The organism is Faecalicatena orotica, from assembly GCF_003149245.1.
GTDB lineage: Bacteria > Bacillota > Clostridia > Lachnospirales > Lachnospiraceae > Faecalicatena_A > Faecalicatena_A orotica.
In genome coordinates this window covers 13314-27864 of the sequence record NZ_QGDL01000004.1, presented here as the reverse complement: position 1 = coordinate 27864, position 14551 = coordinate 13314, and the positions used below count along the sequence as shown (strand labels likewise).

General features: G+C 36.3%; 21 protein-coding genes. 20 read left to right on the top strand and 1 reads right to left on the bottom strand.

The features are described 5' to 3' along the window. Positions 1 to 31: 31 nt before the first annotated feature. The 19 genes from A8806_RS07670 to A8806_RS07575 all read left to right on the top strand — a co-directional run bounded on the left by A8806_RS07670 (position 32) and on the right by A8806_RS07575 (position 11907). Complete coding sequence (locus A8806_RS07670; protein WP_109730613.1) at positions 32 to 472, top strand: DUF3795 domain-containing protein; 441 nt, start codon at positions 32 to 34, stop codon at positions 470 to 472. Between the two features lie 42 nt (positions 473 to 514). Continuing rightward, on the top strand, positions 515 to 1372 hold the full coding sequence (locus A8806_RS07665; RefSeq protein ID WP_109730612.1) for an alpha/beta fold hydrolase: 858 nt from the start codon (positions 515 to 517) through the stop codon (positions 1370 to 1372). A gap of 21 nt (positions 1373 to 1393) precedes the next feature. After that, positions 1394 to 2062, top strand: coding sequence for a class I SAM-dependent methyltransferase (locus A8806_RS07660; protein WP_109730611.1), 669 nt, complete (start codon positions 1394 to 1396; stop codon positions 2060 to 2062). Between the two features lie 71 nt (positions 2063 to 2133). Then, a complete protein-coding gene (locus A8806_RS07655; RefSeq protein ID WP_109730610.1) occupies positions 2134 to 2463 on the top strand; it encodes a helix-turn-helix domain-containing protein in 330 nt (109 codons plus the stop codon). Between the two features lie 387 nt (positions 2464 to 2850). Then, positions 2851 to 3534 (top strand): phosphatase PAP2 family protein, encoded by a 684-nt coding sequence (locus A8806_RS07645; protein WP_109730609.1) that lies wholly within the window; start codon positions 2851 to 2853, stop codon positions 3532 to 3534. After that, positions 3516 to 4007 carry a nucleotidyltransferase domain-containing protein gene (locus A8806_RS07640; RefSeq protein ID WP_109730608.1) on the top strand — a complete coding sequence of 164 codons (492 nt, stop codon included), beginning with the start codon at positions 3516 to 3518 and terminating at the stop codon, positions 4005 to 4007. The genes A8806_RS07645 and A8806_RS07640 overlap by 19 nt, the downstream gene beginning before the upstream one ends. A gap of 83 nt (positions 4008 to 4090) precedes the next feature. After that, positions 4091 to 4450: a hypothetical protein gene (locus A8806_RS07635; protein ID WP_109730607.1), complete on the top strand. Its 360-nt coding sequence runs from the start codon at positions 4091 to 4093 to the stop codon at positions 4448 to 4450. 315 nt (positions 4451 to 4765) lie between these two features. After that, positions 4766 to 4990, top strand: a complete 225-nt coding sequence (locus tag A8806_RS07630; protein ID WP_109730606.1) for a hypothetical protein — start codon at positions 4766 to 4768, stop codon at positions 4988 to 4990. 262 nt (positions 4991 to 5252) lie between these two features. Then, positions 5253 to 5978, top strand: coding sequence for a helix-turn-helix transcriptional regulator (locus A8806_RS07625; protein ID WP_109730605.1), 726 nt, complete (start codon positions 5253 to 5255; stop codon positions 5976 to 5978). A gap of 70 nt (positions 5979 to 6048) precedes the next feature. After that, the gene (locus tag A8806_RS07620; RefSeq protein WP_109730604.1) at positions 6049 to 6471 is read left to right on the top strand and encodes a GNAT family N-acetyltransferase; all 423 of its coding nucleotides are present in this window, start codon (positions 6049 to 6051) and stop codon (positions 6469 to 6471) included. Between the two features lie 33 nt (positions 6472 to 6504). Next, entirely contained in the window at positions 6505 to 6837 is a 333-nt protein-coding gene (locus tag A8806_RS07615) for a DUF3795 domain-containing protein (protein WP_109730603.1), read from the top strand. A 4-nt stretch (positions 6838 to 6841) separates the two neighbouring features. After that, positions 6842 to 7336 carry a GNAT family N-acetyltransferase gene (locus A8806_RS07610; RefSeq protein ID WP_109730602.1) on the top strand — a complete coding sequence of 165 codons (495 nt, stop codon included), beginning with the start codon at positions 6842 to 6844 and terminating at the stop codon, positions 7334 to 7336. Between the two features lie 24 nt (positions 7337 to 7360). Next, positions 7361 to 7966: a DUF6064 family protein gene (locus tag A8806_RS07605; protein WP_109730601.1), complete on the top strand. Its 606-nt coding sequence runs from the start codon at positions 7361 to 7363 to the stop codon at positions 7964 to 7966. 58 nt (positions 7967 to 8024) lie between these two features. After that, positions 8025 to 8741 (top strand): hypothetical protein, encoded by a 717-nt coding sequence (locus A8806_RS07600; protein WP_109730600.1) that lies wholly within the window; start codon positions 8025 to 8027, stop codon positions 8739 to 8741. Between the two features lie 58 nt (positions 8742 to 8799). Then, complete coding sequence (locus tag A8806_RS07595; protein WP_109730599.1) at positions 8800 to 9693, top strand: carbon-nitrogen hydrolase family protein; 894 nt, start codon at positions 8800 to 8802, stop codon at positions 9691 to 9693. A 66-nt stretch (positions 9694 to 9759) separates the two neighbouring features. Beyond that, the gene (locus A8806_RS07590; RefSeq protein WP_109730598.1) at positions 9760 to 10113 is read left to right on the top strand and encodes a DUF4299 family protein; all 354 of its coding nucleotides are present in this window, start codon (positions 9760 to 9762) and stop codon (positions 10111 to 10113) included. A gap of 68 nt (positions 10114 to 10181) precedes the next feature. Continuing rightward, a complete protein-coding gene (locus A8806_RS07585) occupies positions 10182 to 10757 on the top strand; it encodes a GNAT family N-acetyltransferase (protein WP_109730597.1) in 576 nt (191 codons plus the stop codon). Between the two features lie 75 nt (positions 10758 to 10832). Further along, entirely contained in the window at positions 10833 to 11294 is a 462-nt protein-coding gene (locus A8806_RS07580; protein WP_109730596.1) for a hypothetical protein, read from the top strand. 85 nt (positions 11295 to 11379) lie between these two features. Then, positions 11380 to 11907: a GNAT family N-acetyltransferase gene (locus A8806_RS07575; protein ID WP_181368625.1), complete on the top strand. Its 528-nt coding sequence runs from the start codon at positions 11380 to 11382 to the stop codon at positions 11905 to 11907. A gap of 103 nt (positions 11908 to 12010) precedes the next feature. Here the strand turns inward: A8806_RS07575 and A8806_RS07570 are convergent, their stop codons facing one another. After that, positions 12011 to 12529, bottom strand: a complete 519-nt coding sequence (locus A8806_RS07570) for a MarR family winged helix-turn-helix transcriptional regulator (protein WP_109730594.1) — start codon at positions 12527 to 12529, stop codon at positions 12011 to 12013. 271 nt (positions 12530 to 12800) lie between these two features. Here A8806_RS07570 and A8806_RS07565 point away from each other — a divergent pair, with 271 nt between their 5' ends. Continuing rightward, complete coding sequence (locus A8806_RS07565) at positions 12801 to 14549, top strand: PatB family C-S lyase (protein ID WP_109730593.1); 1749 nt, start codon at positions 12801 to 12803, stop codon at positions 14547 to 14549. The last annotated feature ends 2 nt before the right edge of the window (positions 14550 to 14551 follow it).

The following is a 14551-nucleotide window of genomic DNA, read 5'->3' as shown; positions in this document are numbered from 1 at the left end:
GGTTAAATATATGACACGAAGGGAGAATCATATGAAAATGCCAGATGAGTGTATTGACACTATTATGTTTGCCCCTTGTGGGATGAACTGTAAGGTATGTTATAAACACTGTTATCATAAAAAGCCATGTATGGGTTGTCTGAATAGTGATGAAGGCAAACCTAAGCACTGCCGCAAATGTAAAATAAAAGACTGTATGAAAGTGAAAGGATACTCATATTGCTTCGAGTGTACAGACTATCCATGCAAAATGATTAAAAACCTTGAGAAAAGTTACAACGAGAGATATCAGGCAAGCCTTATGGAAAATAGTGAATTTGTTCGAAACAACGGGCTGGAGGTGTTTATGGAAAATCAGAAAGAGAAATATACTTGTCCAAAATGCGGAGGCATTATCTCTATTCATGATAGAGAATGTAGTGAGTGTCAGGAGAAGATGGAATCAATAAAATCTGAAATAATGAAGTATTGACCAGTTGGCAAAGCTGTACTAGGTTCAAGAATGGAGGAATGAATGCAGGCACCAGGGAAGATCGTTAAAGTAAATGATACATATATGCATGTTTATCGTGTCCCCAAACATCCCACAGACTTTGAAAATACAATTGTATTTTTATCAGGCTCTGGTACGGAATGTCCCACTTATGATTTTAAACCGTTGTGGCACCTTCTGGCAGGGAAAGTTAATATGGTGGTAGTCGAACGCCCCGGATATGGATGGAGCGGGCAAACCGGACTTCCCAGAGACATTGACACTGTTCTGGAAGAAACGAGGGAGGCGTTAAGAAAAGCCGATATCACCGGGCCGTTTATTCCGGCAGCCCATTCAATGTCTGGTCTCGAAGCGATATATTGGAGTCAAAAATACCCTGAGGAAATTAAGGCCATTATAGGTCTTGATATGGCAGTACCTAAAGCTTATGATTCGCTGGTGGTTCCGCGGTTTCTTTCCCGGCAGGTGTGGCTTGCACACTTGTTGCGCAAACCCGCTGCAAAAATTATGGTAAAAACCCATCCGGCAGTCAAGTATAATCATCTAAACAAAAAACAGCAGGCAGAAATGTATATGATTACCTCGAAGCAGCTGCTTAGTAAAAATATGATTGATGAAATCAATCTAATAAAACAAAATGCGCACAAAGCGGGAGAAGGTAAATGCCCGTTTCTGCCAGTGCTGTGCTTTTTATCTCATGACAAGGGAAACCTGAAACAGATTCCGGAGTGGGGAAAGATTCATCGGGAGTATTTTTCGGAAAATGAGAATGCAAAGTTTATTGATCTGCCGTGTGGCCACTATGTTCATAGGGAAGAACCAGAAATGATCGCGGAATCAATTACTCGTTTTCTGAATTTTCATGGTCTGTACTGCTGATTTACTGAGGAGGTGTTATCATTGAGTGAAAATATATCTGCTTTTACTTCAAAAGAATATGATATGAAAATCAAACAGACACTTCCATATTATGATGAATTTTACCAACAGGTAATTGATTTAGTTAAGTCATGCAATCTCAATGCATTACATTGGCTTGATGTAGGATGTGGGACTGGTAAAATGGCTGAAATAGCTTTCGAAAATATTGGAGTTGAGAAATTCACTTTTTGCGATTGTTCATCTGAAATGCTTGAAATTGCAAAAGAACGGTTTCCCTATCCAAATACAGAATTTATCCTATGTGATATTCAGGAATTAACAAATTCTAATGAGTATGATGTCATAACTGCAATACAGGTAAATCACTATTTGCAGAAAGAAGAGCGCAGGAAAGCTGTTCAGAACTGTTACCAGTCATTGAGAGAAAATGGTATATTTATAAGTTTTGAAAATTTTGCTCCATTTAGCGAGTTGGGGAAAAATATATATTTGGAAAAATGGAAATTATATCAGATGGAACAAGGGAAAACAGCTGCAGAAAGTGATGAGCATATAAGCCGTTACAACCAAAACTATTTCCCCATTACTTTAACAGAGCATTTAAAATTGCTTCGTGACTGTAAATTCAGAGTTGTAGAGATATTATGGATATCTAATATGCAGGTTGGCATCTGGGGAATGAAATAGATTTATAGTTATGATACATATCCCGGTTTTATTAGACTGGAAAAATTGAATTTGTGAAGGAGACAACCCCATTGGAGTTTAATGAAAAATTGCAGGAGCTTAGGAAAAACAGAGGAATGACGCAAGAAGAGCTTGCAAATGAATTATATGTTTCGAGAACAGCAATATCTAAATGGGAGTCTGGAAAAGGTTATCCCAATATTGATTCATTAAGGGCTATATCAAAGTTTTTTTCAGTATCACTGGATGATTTGCTTTCGGGTGAAGAAATATTAGATGCTGCTGAGACGGAACTTGAGACTAAAGTTCATAAATTAAAAGATATTATTTTTGGCACATTGGATTGCAGTTTGAGTATGCTTTTCTTTTTCCCTTTTTTGGTCAGGAAAGGGGTGGTGTAATCGAAGAAGTGTCTCTTATAAACCTTACAGAGTGTGAACCATATATTAAAGTTCCATATATGATAGGGTTGATTTCTATTGTGCTTTGGGGATTTCTTACTTTGGCATTACAGAATTGCAATAATCGTATTTGGCTGCAGAATAAGTCAAAGATATCCCTCTTACTTAGTGTTTTGCTAACTATGTTTTTTATAATGAGCACAGAACCATATGCTGCAGGCTTAACATTCTTATTTTTGATCATTAAGTCAATAATGCTTATAAAATGGGCATGACACGAAGCGTATCGTTGATGTGACAATCCAATTCTTTAATATTTTCATTGCTTTCGTTAGGATGTTTTCAGGCAGACAGCCAAATATCAAAACGAAAAGAGGAAGTATTAAGATGAACAAGTACAAGAAAACAAATTTGTGTATCACATTGACGGCGTTAATTGCATTTTTATTATGGACCCTTGCAGTTACTAAGTTTGATCTGCAGGCTATCGGTCCACAAAAATCTATTGTAGGATTTGCCAGCTTGAACGGAGCCTTTCACGATTTTACGGGTGTTCACATGTGGCTTTACGAAGTTACAGACTGGCTGGGACTTGTTCCGGCCGTATTTGTATTAGGTTTTGGCTTACTCGGATTGGCTCAGTTAATAAAACGAAGGAGTCTCTTCAAAGTGGATTTTGACATTCTCATTTTAGGTGTGTTCTATATTCTTGTTATGGCAGTCTACATTCTATTTGAAGTGTTTGTAATCAATTATAGACCTGTTCTTATTGCGGGAAGATTAGAGGCATCCTACCCTTCGTCAACAACATTACTTGTGTTATGCGTGATGCCGACGGCTATTATGCAGCTGAGAAAGAGAATTAACAAACCTGTAGTGAAAAACGTAGTAACTGTTATTATTTCATTATTTATAATATTTATGGTGATAGGAAGACTGGTGTCAGGTGTACATTGGATGACAGACATTGTCGGAGGCGTACTGTTAAGTACATTCTTGGTTATGCTGTATAGTTATACTGAAAATATTGAAGCTCTAAGGGGGAGAATGGAATGGACAAAAAAGAAATAACAACTAAAGAAGATTTACTAGCTGTCATCAATATGATGGAAAATACAGGTATAGTATATTGGATTGATGGTGGATGGGGCGTTGATATATTGGCAGGAAAACAAACAAGGGTTCATAGAGATATTGATATAAATTTTGATGCTCAACACACAGAAAAATTGCTAGACATGCTTATTGAATATGGATATAAAGTAGATACTGACTGGAAACCTGTTAGAATTGAGCTTTATAGCGAAAAGTATGGATATTTAGATATACACCCATTTGTTTTGAATGAAGACGGAACTTCGAGACAAGCAGATTTAGAAGGTGGCTGGTATGAGTTTGACAAAGACTTTTTTGGTAAAGCTGTTTTTGAAGGAAAGACAATTCCATGTATATCTTTAAAGGGGCAAAAAATCTTTCATTCAGGCTATGAATTAAGAGATAAAGACAAGCACGATATCTCAATTCTTGATAGTATATTAAAATAATTCATAACATTGCAAAGCCTAATTTATATGGTGTCCTAAGTAGAACACATTGATCGCAGCAATAGATAAAGAAGGGAATTATAATGGAAATAAATAATAAGAAAAATCATCTATCCCGCATTGAAGTCATTTTCATTATGCTTCTTTTTACTATGTGCTTAACGATGAATGTGTTCTTTTGTAGTTCTTATAATCCTTATGAATTATTAGATAAGACAACTGGAATTGAGACATGGACAATTTCAGAAAGTAATGCTATTAATGGGGATGGAGAAACTATATCTAAAAATATATGTACACCCCCTATAATTGTAGCTATCCCAAAGGGAATCAGTCTGTTTCTTTTTCTTATAATTGCCTTTCTGTTTTTCTTTTCAACCCTATTTATATTATTACCTGATGGATGGACATTAATTAACCAGAAGGTACGTCTGGATAATTGAATCAATTCCTTTTCAAATCATGGATAAAGGATAAATGCGTCCTTTTTGAAGCACTTTCGGGAACTGGTGAAGCACAGGTTCAGGAAGTGGATGACGAAGAGTCTGAAGAAATAAAAAAGCGTAAGATGGATATTGGATAATAAAATAATTTATAGTGATATTAGCTAAAAGAAATGGTAAGATAATAAGTAAGATGAGGTGACGAAATGGAAGAATATACCCCACATATAAACTTTAAGTGATTCTTCTATATACTATTTTGGATGTGTACACGAAGAAGTACGCTCATGAATTTAAATGAAAGGAGTTTTATTTATGGAAAAGAAAATTAAAATCGAGCTTGATAATCGCTATAAAAATATTAGTGATGCAATGCCTGAAGTTATTGATTATCTAACTCAACAAGGATATGAATGCAATATAAAGTTATTGGGATCAAATCCTATCGTTGAAATCAATAAAGTTGAATATGGTGCAAGAATTTCTCAAAGAATTTTGGGGCCATTGCCACCACAAATTATTATTTTAGAAGAAAAGTAAACTTATCAAATAATCATCTGTTTTTCTGCCTGATGGATGAAAATTGTTTGTAGTCTTCCAATTTCAGTTTTGTCAGGTTGTAAAATTGAAGTTTATTTGAGGAATTTGAAGTTGTAGACTAAAAATGTTGAATTACGGCGGTATGATACGCTAAACTTGGACACGTAAATAATATTTGCGAGGTATATTTATTCAATGCAATTTGGACTTGCTAGCCATCTGAAAGAATTAAGCCCATTATAGATACTGAAAGGAGGCACACATGAGATTAGGACAGACAATTACTGACATACGAAAAGAAAGAAAAATGACACAAGAAGAATTTGCCCGGATTTTTCATGTTACGCGACAGACAGTATCAAATTGGGAGAAAGAAAAGAACTATCCAGATTTAGAAACTCTGATTTTTATGAGTGATGAATTTAATATCTCCCTAGACGTTATGTTAAAGGAGGATAAGAAGATGGCTAAAAAATTGAATACGGAAATAACGTTTAGTAAAAGGTTTAAGAAAAATGCAATTTTAATTCTAGTTTGTACTGTGATAGCATTAGTGATTTGTGGGGGAGGCTGGGGCATCGCTTGGAAAAATGCAAAGAACTCTTTAGAAGCGAAGTTTAATAAGGGTATAGAAATGAATGGATTTCGTTTTGATGAGCAGTTAGGTTATTATAAAAAGATAATTAACGAAGAAACCTATTATACGTTGCCAAATCAGTCAATGCCAGAGTACTTTGATTTTACCCTTCATTTTCACAATGCAACTTTAAATTATTATATGATGGAAAATGGGGATAATATTCAAATACTGTGGAGTGGAAGGGATAATGAAGGCAAAATGCAACACTCAGTCTATTGTTTGGATGAATATGGGAGATACGAATATACTTTTTCAGAAGAACAAGTAGAAGAATTAATTGAGATAAATAAAGATACCAGCAAAATTCTTAAAGATGGCGAGAAGATATATGAGAGTGTATATGAATAGCGTGGTGTAGGGCACTAAAAAATAAACCTATTCCAGTTTGTTAGAACGGAGAATTTGCAGAGGAAAAGATATGATAAGAAAAGCAACCGAAAACGACCTTAACACGATAATGAATATTTGGCTGAGTGTCAATATAAGCGCACACAATTTCATACCCGAAGAGTATTGGCACAACCACTTTGAAGATGTGCGAACTGCCATATCCTCTGCCGAAGTATATGTGTTTGAAAATGGTGTAATAAAAGGATTTGCAGGATTAGTAGAAAATTATATTGCAGGAATTTTTATGAAAGAAGAGTTTCAATCAAAAGGTATCGGCGGGAAACTTATTCACTTTTTGCAGAGTTTTAAGTCAGAACTTGTTTTGAATGTATATGAACAAAATAAGAATGCAGTTAGATTTTATGAAAAGCAGGGTTTTCAAATATCCCAAAGGAACATTGAAAAAGAAACGGGTCAGATGGAATATCAAATGATATGGAAGAAAGCTTAATTCAAAAATTAAAATTGTAGGAGGTACATAATTATGAAGAATAAGATTGCATACTGTGGATTGGACTGTGAAAAATGTGATGCATATATTGCAACGATCAACGATGACCAGGCATTGCGTGAGAAAACTGCAAAACTTTGGGCTGAGTTAAATGATGCGCCCATTCTGCCTGAACATATCAACTGTGAGGGGTGTCGTGCTGATGGAGCAAAAACTGTATTTTGTGATAATTTTTGCGGTGTTCGTCAGTGCGCATTGAAAAAAGGTGTGACGACATGCGGTGACTGCCCCGACATGGAAACGTGTGAAACGGTTGGAATGATTTTCTCAAATAATCCAGATGCGCTGAATAATCTGAAGGGATAGAATAATGAGAATCGAAACAGAGCGACTTAATATTATTGCACTTACCCCAGAGCAGCTTGAACTATGGACGTATAACATTAGAAAGCTTGAAAAGGAACTACTATGCTCATATAAGGCGGAACCTATGGAGGGATTGTTTCGTGAAATTGTATGCGGACAAGTAGAAAAGGTTCAAAAAGACCCAGTAAATTACCTATGGCACACTTTTTGGTTTGTTGTTAAAAAGTCGGATCATTGTGTGGTTGGATCAATTGATTTTAAAGATGTTCCTAACAGTGATGGAGAAGTTGAAATAGGTTATGGCTTAGGGCGGGATTTTGAGCATAAAGGTTATATGACAGAAACGGTTCAGTCGTTTTGTAATTGGGCTTTGAAGCAGGACGAAGTAAATCATATTATAGCTGAAACAGATGTTGATGGTGCTTCATCGCAAAGAATTCTAATAAGATGCGGTTTCAAAGAATATGCCAGAAAGGATACTATATGGTGGAGGTTATAGATTTGAAGTTGTAGAGGTAATGGAATGGACGCAAGGGCATTTTGGACTGTTATCGGAAATTATAATGAACAGACAAATATAATTCAAATAGGCTTATTTATATTTGTGATATCAGCAATTATATTATCTTATACGCATAAAGTAAACTGGGCCGCGAAATTTGCATTAGGGGTTGCAAATTTATTTATAGGTATCGTTTTTTTTGCATGGTATGGAACGGAGCCTATTCAAAAATATTTTGCATTTCCACTATATTTATTGTGTGGAGCTTTGTTTTTATTTGAAAGCTGGAATAACAGAAATGATGTGATTAAGAAGCCTAATATGTTACAAATACTATTATTGTTATTCTATTTGTTCTATCCGTTTGTTTCCTTATTTTTAGGGAACTCTTTTCCAAAAATGGTAACATATATTATGCCTTGTCCTATTGTAAGCTTAAGTATAATTATTTATGCGTGCTACCAAAGGAAAAACAAATTGCTTCTTGCTCTGTTAACCATTTGGGGATTAACAGGGATAAAATCGGTAATTTTTAATGCCTATGAAGATATTATTCTGTTGATTTGCGGTTTATATGGTATTGTCCTATTTGTGAATGAAATGAGGCAAACACAAAAGAAATATTGATGATTTATTTCCGTATGTATAGCATAACTTATCTGATCAGAAATCAAGGGGGGGCATAATGGGAAAAATAAAAGCAATATGTTTTCTATGTTTAAGTATTTTTTGTGCATTTTTATGTATTTCCTGTAAGCAAGAGAAAAACACTCTGAATTTTACGGGTAAAGAAGATGAGAAACAAGTATATGATAATATTTCGGCTGAAGATATTGGTCATGTTAATCTGAGAGGGAATGCCAAATCCATTATCGTAAAGCAAGGTGTAAATAAATATTTTGAATTTAATAATGCAGACTTGAACAAGGATCATAAATATGAAGTTCGCTATGAGAAGAATGATGATACGCTTGACATAGACATTTGGATGGAAGATCCTGAGGCCGATAATAATGTTCTTGGCTCTTTCGTTATTTACATACCTCGGAAAGAATTTGAAAAAATTGAAACAACAGGGGAATTTGGTCAAATTCATTTTGAAACATTAAATTCAGATGTGTTAGTACACGCCAACAAATCAGTTTTAGTTCTTGATCTGGAGGCGGATCAATTGGACCACAATATTACACTCGAGGGTTCCGAAGCAAATGCATTTCGGGAGGTCTCTGTTTATTTAGATAAATTACCGGATAATGTCAGAATAGATCTAAACACGGTTCAAGACGGTACGGTAAATGGTCCGCAGAGCATACTGAAACAGAACAGGTTTGAATCAGGTTCAGGGAAACCTGTTATTAGTATCAATAATACAAAAGATATCAATATTTACGTAGAAGAGTGAAACAGTCTATTAAGTTAAAAAACCGGAATTTGTAAGTATGACTATTTGCGGAGGAAGCATGGACAGATTAAAGATTGCACTGGTACAGCAAAAAGCAGTGCCGAATGACAAAAGTGCTAATTTGCAATTAGCAATCCAATACGTTTTAGAAGCCTCGCATATGGGGGCAGACCTTGTTCTATTCCCAGAAATGTGGTCGAATGGATATGCGCCGCCCTTTGAGGATGCTTTTGATAATCCACTTCGTACTGGCTTTGATAAAGAACGCGCCTTATGGTTAGAAGATGCTGTAGGAATTGACAGTGAATATGTTAAAGACTTGAAAAATATTGCAAAGGAACTGCATATTGGTATTTGTGCCACATATCTGTCTAAAACCACATCAAAGCCACAAAACACGGCAATTATCATTGATAGAAATGGCGAAGTCATTTTAGAGTATGCCAAGGTGCATACTTGCGATTTTTCATTGGAAAAATTACTACAAAATGGAGATGAATTCAAAGTATGTGAATTTGACGGGGTACAGATTGGCATAATGATTTGTTACGATAGAGAATTTCCGGAAAGTGCAAGGGTACTTATGCTGAAAGGTGCGGAGATTATTCTTGTCCCCAATGCCTGTGACATAAATCCGGCAAGGAAAAATCAACTTAGTTCGAGAGCTTTTGAAAATATGACAGGCGTTGCTATGGCGAATTATCCTGCGGATAACTGGGGGCAGTCCTGTGCCTTTTCCCCAATTGTATTTGATAAAGATGGAAGCTACCTTGATAATACTATCATCGAAGCAACCGATGTTTCGGAACAGATTTTAATCGCTGAATTTAATTTGGATCAAATCAGGGCTTATAGAAAAACTGAAACCTGGGGCAACGCGTATCGGAAACCACAGGCATATACGGATTTGTTGAGTAAGGAAGTAAACGAACCGTTTGTGCGCACCAAATAAAGTATAAGGTGGATCTGATAAATCTCAGTATGTCTAAAAAACTTGAATTTAAGAAGGGGATTGATTATGGGATTATTTGATAAGTTTAAGAAAAAAGAGACTAATAATTGGGAAAATGCGTATATAGGAAATCCAAACTTTTACAATGGAAAAGATAATAAGCCATTTGGTGCCTTTGCACTAACAGAAGACACTTTAACTTCTTTTCCTAAAAATCCAAAATCATTGTATAAAGTTAATAATACAGAAGTTAATGAGTGGAAACTAATGCTTGTAAGCACAACGAATAATGGAGTTTTAGGAGATATAGATTATTATGAGGCAATAAATAAACTTATGAAGTTTGTTATTGATGAAAAAGATAATAATATACTGATTAGAGGGTTATCATTAGAAGAATTAAATCAAATATTAAAATAATGTAATTTTTGGCTTGTGTCTTAAAGTGTGAGATGAAATTACTAAGAATATAGAAAGGGAGCAAATCGTTGAGAAATGATATAATAATACGACGAGAAACACATAAAGATTATAAAGAAATAATTTCGCTGATTTTGCGTTCATTTAGTGAAGGAACCGACTACTCGGATGGAACAGATATTATTGCTCTAATAGAAGAAATACGTGACTCGGAATATTATATTCCCGAATTATCATTTGTTGCTGAATTAGATGGCAAATTAGTAGGTCATTTTCTTTTTTCCAGATTTCCAATATCTGCAACACCAAATGGAGTACATATTGATGATAGGGAAGAAAAAAATATCGTTATGCTTGCACCCGTAGCCGTTCATGCAGACTACTTACATCGGGGAATTGGCTCTGCAATGATTACCCAGGGCATTGAAAAAGTTAGAAATGCGGGTTATAAAGGGATTACAGTTGAGGGCGATTATCATTTTTATAATCGCATTGGATTTAAAACATCTTCAGAGTTTAACCTTTTTCCAACAAGTGGGATACCGATGAAAGAGCCACGCTGTATGATGTGTCAAGAAACTTATGCTGGAGCATTGAAAAATATAAAGGGATATATTGTTTATGATATGTATTTCAATGCTTGAAACAAATCCCGCTTTATCTAAAAGAATAATTTGAATGGTAATAGGGATTACCTATTGCAGCAGGAGGATTGTCATATGAGGGAATTTTTAGAAGCGCTGATAAGTGAAAAGAAGAATGATGCCCTGCCAGAAGAATTTGATTATTTTGGGAAGCTTATAGGCAGTTGGGAAATCAATTATGTTGAAAGTAACAATCCATGTCCAATCAGGGGGGAATGGCATTTTTCATGGGTTCTTGAAGGTATGGCAGTACAGGATGTTATCATTCTGCCGGATTATGAATACGGAACATCACTTCGTATCTACAATCCGGATACTCATGCATGGGATGTAGCTTATGGTTATACGGGAAAAATAATACGGCTTGAAGCGAGAAAACAGGGAGAAATGATTGTTCTTACCTACACGGGCGATGAAAAAAGAAAATGGGTTTTCGTCAAGATTGAGGATAATAAATTTCACTGGCAGAATATTACTGTAAAAGATGATGGAGAATGGCATATAAATGCGGAAATATATGCCGAACGTATTAAATAGTCATAGCTTGTAGTATATCAACTACCTGTGTACAGAACAGGAAAATCCGCATTATTACACGAATGCTGATATAATGGAGTTAACAATGAAAATTAAGACAAATAGATTAATTTTGTGTCCGCTTGGGACAGAATACCTTGAGACGACACATGTATATGCTTCAGATATCGAAAATACGAAATATATGGTGCATATGCCGAAAGAGACATTAGATGAAACCAGGGAATTTCTCATAGCATGTGAAAAGGAATGGCAGCAGCCAGAACCTCTTTTTTATGAGTTTGCTATACTGATGAATGAGATACATATCGGAGCTGTCAGCATATATCTGAATGAAAAGCGGGACACAGCGGAACTTGGCTGGATATTGAATCCGACATATCATAATTGTGGTTATGCGAGTGAAGCCGCAGCCGCAGCTATGAATTTTGCGAAAGAAAGATTAAATATTTGCCATTTTGTTGCGTATTGCGATACAGAGAATGCTGCGAGCCGAAAGGTTATGAAAAAATTGGGACTTCTGCAAACCAGCTGTTCTGGCGGGAGGAAGAATAGGGGATCAAGCGAAGAGCGTCAAGAGTGCATGTATGAGATGTCTCTAGAATTGGATTAGACAATTATTTTTTGTTGAACAATTCAACAAAATGTTGTTAATTGTGTTATACAAAAAGGCCCTCTTTCATGTTTGGCATATTGAAAGAGAACCCCCTGATTCATTATAAATCACTTATCTGCTGGTTGTTTTTCTCGTAAATCTGAATACCTGTTTTTATCACCTCGTGAAATGTTTTCAATTCTGCTTCGGTATGCCTTACAAGCATCAACCCCACCACATCTGCTATTTCATCCCTGTCATATTGCCGGTGTAATTTTGTGAGTTTCTGCCCTTTGGGAGTTGTATAAAGATGTATGTTTTTATCATTCCCAGGCAGCTTTTTTTTGACAACAACCCCTTTTTTGCATAATGCATTGACATTTTTCGAAGCAGCCCCAAGGGTCCGGTTCCACAGTTTAGCTACATCTTTTACACATAATCCGGGTTGCATATCAATCATATCTAATGTATGCATTTCAACCATGCTCAATGATTCTCCGGTTCCATAATCATGCTGTCGATTATAGTTATCCATACCATACAGTACAAAACGATATACATCCTCCATCATAGCCACATAAGAATCAAAGTCTGAACGGTTCTGCACATTCAACAAAGATAACTCCTTTTTTCCTTCCATTTTCTGTTCCTTTCTTCATGTATACGAGACACTTTTCTTATAAACTACTGTATCAAATAATGATTACCTAGTCAACAAAACCTGAATACTTATTTCACATCATTTGACATTTCAAACCCATATAAATTTATGCAATATAAACAAAATACGAATTGCATTTTATGGTATTATGATGAAAATAATAAATTTTGTTTACCAGCTCAACAAAAAGTGGTATTGTTGAGATGGGAAACAAAAAGTCTTTGCGAAAAGGTATAAGGAGGTAACTAATATGCAATATGATTTTCATTCAATTCCTGATCGTTCCATGTATGGTTCATCTAAATGGAATGCTGTGCCGGGTGCTTCTGTTAAGTGCGTTCCGCTTTCTACAGCAGATATGGAATTCCCAACCGCACCGGAGATTGTAAATGCCCTGCAGCAATATACACAGGATGCAATTCTGGGTTATACTGACCCAACAGAAAGTTTTTATCACGCAGTATGTAGTTTTATGAAACGCAGACATAATTATGAGGTCCGGCCGGAAGAAATCATTTGTACTCCAGGCGTGGTATATGCTCTGGGTATGCTGATCGATGCAATGAGTAATCCCGGAGATGGCGTAATTGTAATTTCTCCTGTTTATTATCCCTTTGACTTATCTGTACTTGCCAGAGGGCGTACTATTTTATACAATGAACTGCTTCTTGAAGGAGATCGTTACAGTATTGATTATGATAGATTGGAAGAGCTGGCCTCCCGCGCGGATGCAAAAGTCCTTTTATTCTGTAATCCACATAATCCGGTCGGCCGGGTATGGGGGATTGAAGAGTTGGAAAAAGTAGTGGACATCTGTGCACGCCATAATGTATTTATTGTAGACGATGAAATTCATCATGACCTGATCATGCCGGGATATAAGCATACTGTTATGGCCACGTTATCCGAAACCGCGCGTCAGATTTGTGCAGTATGTACTGCACCCAGCAAAACTTTCAATCTGGCAGGAGTCCAATGCTCTAATATTATCATTGCTGACCCGGTTGTACGTGCCAAAGCACGGGCGGTACACATGATGAATCTGGTATCCCACCAGAATACATTCTCTTATAAGGCTTGCGAAGCAGCGTATGAATTATGTGATGAATGGCTGGAGCAGCTTTTGGAAGTAATTGCTGGAAATGCAAAATACATAGATACATTTATGAAAGAACATTTTCCTGAAATAAAAGTGTTTCCTCTGGAAGGAACCTATCTGCTCTGGCTTGATATGCGCTCACTCGGAATGACCCACAAGGAACTGGAGCACTTTATGCAAAAAGAGGCAAAACTGTATCTGGACGAAGGCTATATTTTTGGACCTTCCGGACGTGGATTTGAAAGAATCAACCTCGCCTGCAGCCGTACAACACTTGAAGCGTCTATGCAGCGTTTTTCAGAAGCCATGACTGTATTAAAGAATCGTTGGGAAATGGAAGGCAGACCGTATCACAAAACATTGGAAAAGGGAGATAAAATAATCGGGTTTATATATGATACACCGGAAAAAACTGGCCTGGATCTCTCTGAAAATATGGAAAAACCAACTATCCTTGTATTCTCGCGTTACTATAGCTGCCCGATATGTCAGATGATGTTGGGGCAATTGCGTGGTATGTGGTCGAAGCTTCAGGAATGTGGATTTGACCTTAAGGTAGTTCTACAGTCAGAGCGTAAGAATATAGCAGAAGCCTGTAAAGAAAATCCGTTCCCGTTTGATTTGATTTGTGATCCTGATGCAAAACTATATGACCGGTACAATGTATTTGAAGCAGACACCCTTCCTCAATTGTCAGGGGGAAGCAGTCAGCTTCTGGAATCTATAGGCGGTGTACAAAAGCTTCTTTTACCTACGTTTTTAGGAGAAAAAAGTGAGGGGCGCAGCCAGCAGCTTCCAGCGTTGTTTATCGTAATGCCGGACAGCACGGTAGCTTATGCTCATTACGGTTCTCATATTGCTGATTTACCTGATTTTGAAAGCTTGAAAGAGGTGATATAAAG

Bases quoted from the DNA above. Each gene is read 5' to 3' on its own strand.
- A8806_RS07670 (WP_109730613.1), top strand. From the start codon at position 32: ATGAAAATGCCAGATGAGTGTATTGACACTATTATGTTTGCCCCTTGT.
- A8806_RS07665 (WP_109730612.1), top strand. From the start codon at position 515: ATGCAGGCACCAGGGAAGATCGTTAAAGTAAATGATACATATATGCAT.
- A8806_RS07645 (WP_109730609.1), top strand. From the start codon at position 2,851: ATGAACAAGTACAAGAAAACAAATTTGTGTATCACATTGACGGCGTTA.
- A8806_RS07640 (WP_109730608.1), top strand. From the start codon at position 3,516: ATGGACAAAAAAGAAATAACAACTAAAGAAGATTTACTAGCTGTCATC.
- A8806_RS07635 (WP_109730607.1), top strand. From the start codon at position 4,091: ATGGAAATAAATAATAAGAAAAATCATCTATCCCGCATTGAAGTCATT.
- A8806_RS07630 (WP_109730606.1), top strand. From the start codon at position 4,766: ATGGAAAAGAAAATTAAAATCGAGCTTGATAATCGCTATAAAAATATT.
- A8806_RS07625 (WP_109730605.1), top strand. From the start codon at position 5,253: ATGAGATTAGGACAGACAATTACTGACATACGAAAAGAAAGAAAAATG.
- A8806_RS07620 (WP_109730604.1), top strand. From the start codon at position 6,049: ATGATAAGAAAAGCAACCGAAAACGACCTTAACACGATAATGAATATT.
- A8806_RS07615 (WP_109730603.1), top strand. From the start codon at position 6,505: ATGAAGAATAAGATTGCATACTGTGGATTGGACTGTGAAAAATGTGAT.
- A8806_RS07610 (WP_109730602.1), top strand. From the start codon at position 6,842: ATGAGAATCGAAACAGAGCGACTTAATATTATTGCACTTACCCCAGAG.
- A8806_RS07605 (WP_109730601.1), top strand. From the start codon at position 7,361: ATGGACGCAAGGGCATTTTGGACTGTTATCGGAAATTATAATGAACAG.
- A8806_RS07600 (WP_109730600.1), top strand. From the start codon at position 8,025: ATGGGAAAAATAAAAGCAATATGTTTTCTATGTTTAAGTATTTTTTGT.
- A8806_RS07595 (WP_109730599.1), top strand. From the start codon at position 8,800: ATGGACAGATTAAAGATTGCACTGGTACAGCAAAAAGCAGTGCCGAAT.
- A8806_RS07590 (WP_109730598.1), top strand. From the start codon at position 9,760: ATGGGATTATTTGATAAGTTTAAGAAAAAAGAGACTAATAATTGGGAA.
- A8806_RS07580 (WP_109730596.1), top strand. From the start codon at position 10,833: ATGAGGGAATTTTTAGAAGCGCTGATAAGTGAAAAGAAGAATGATGCC.
- A8806_RS07575 (WP_181368625.1), top strand. From the start codon at position 11,380: ATGAAAATTAAGACAAATAGATTAATTTTGTGTCCGCTTGGGACAGAA.
- A8806_RS07570 (WP_109730594.1), bottom strand. From the start codon at position 12,529: ATGGAAGGAAAAAAGGAGTTATCTTTGTTGAATGTGCAGAACCGTTCA.
- A8806_RS07565 (WP_109730593.1), top strand. From the start codon at position 12,801: ATGCAATATGATTTTCATTCAATTCCTGATCGTTCCATGTATGGTTCA.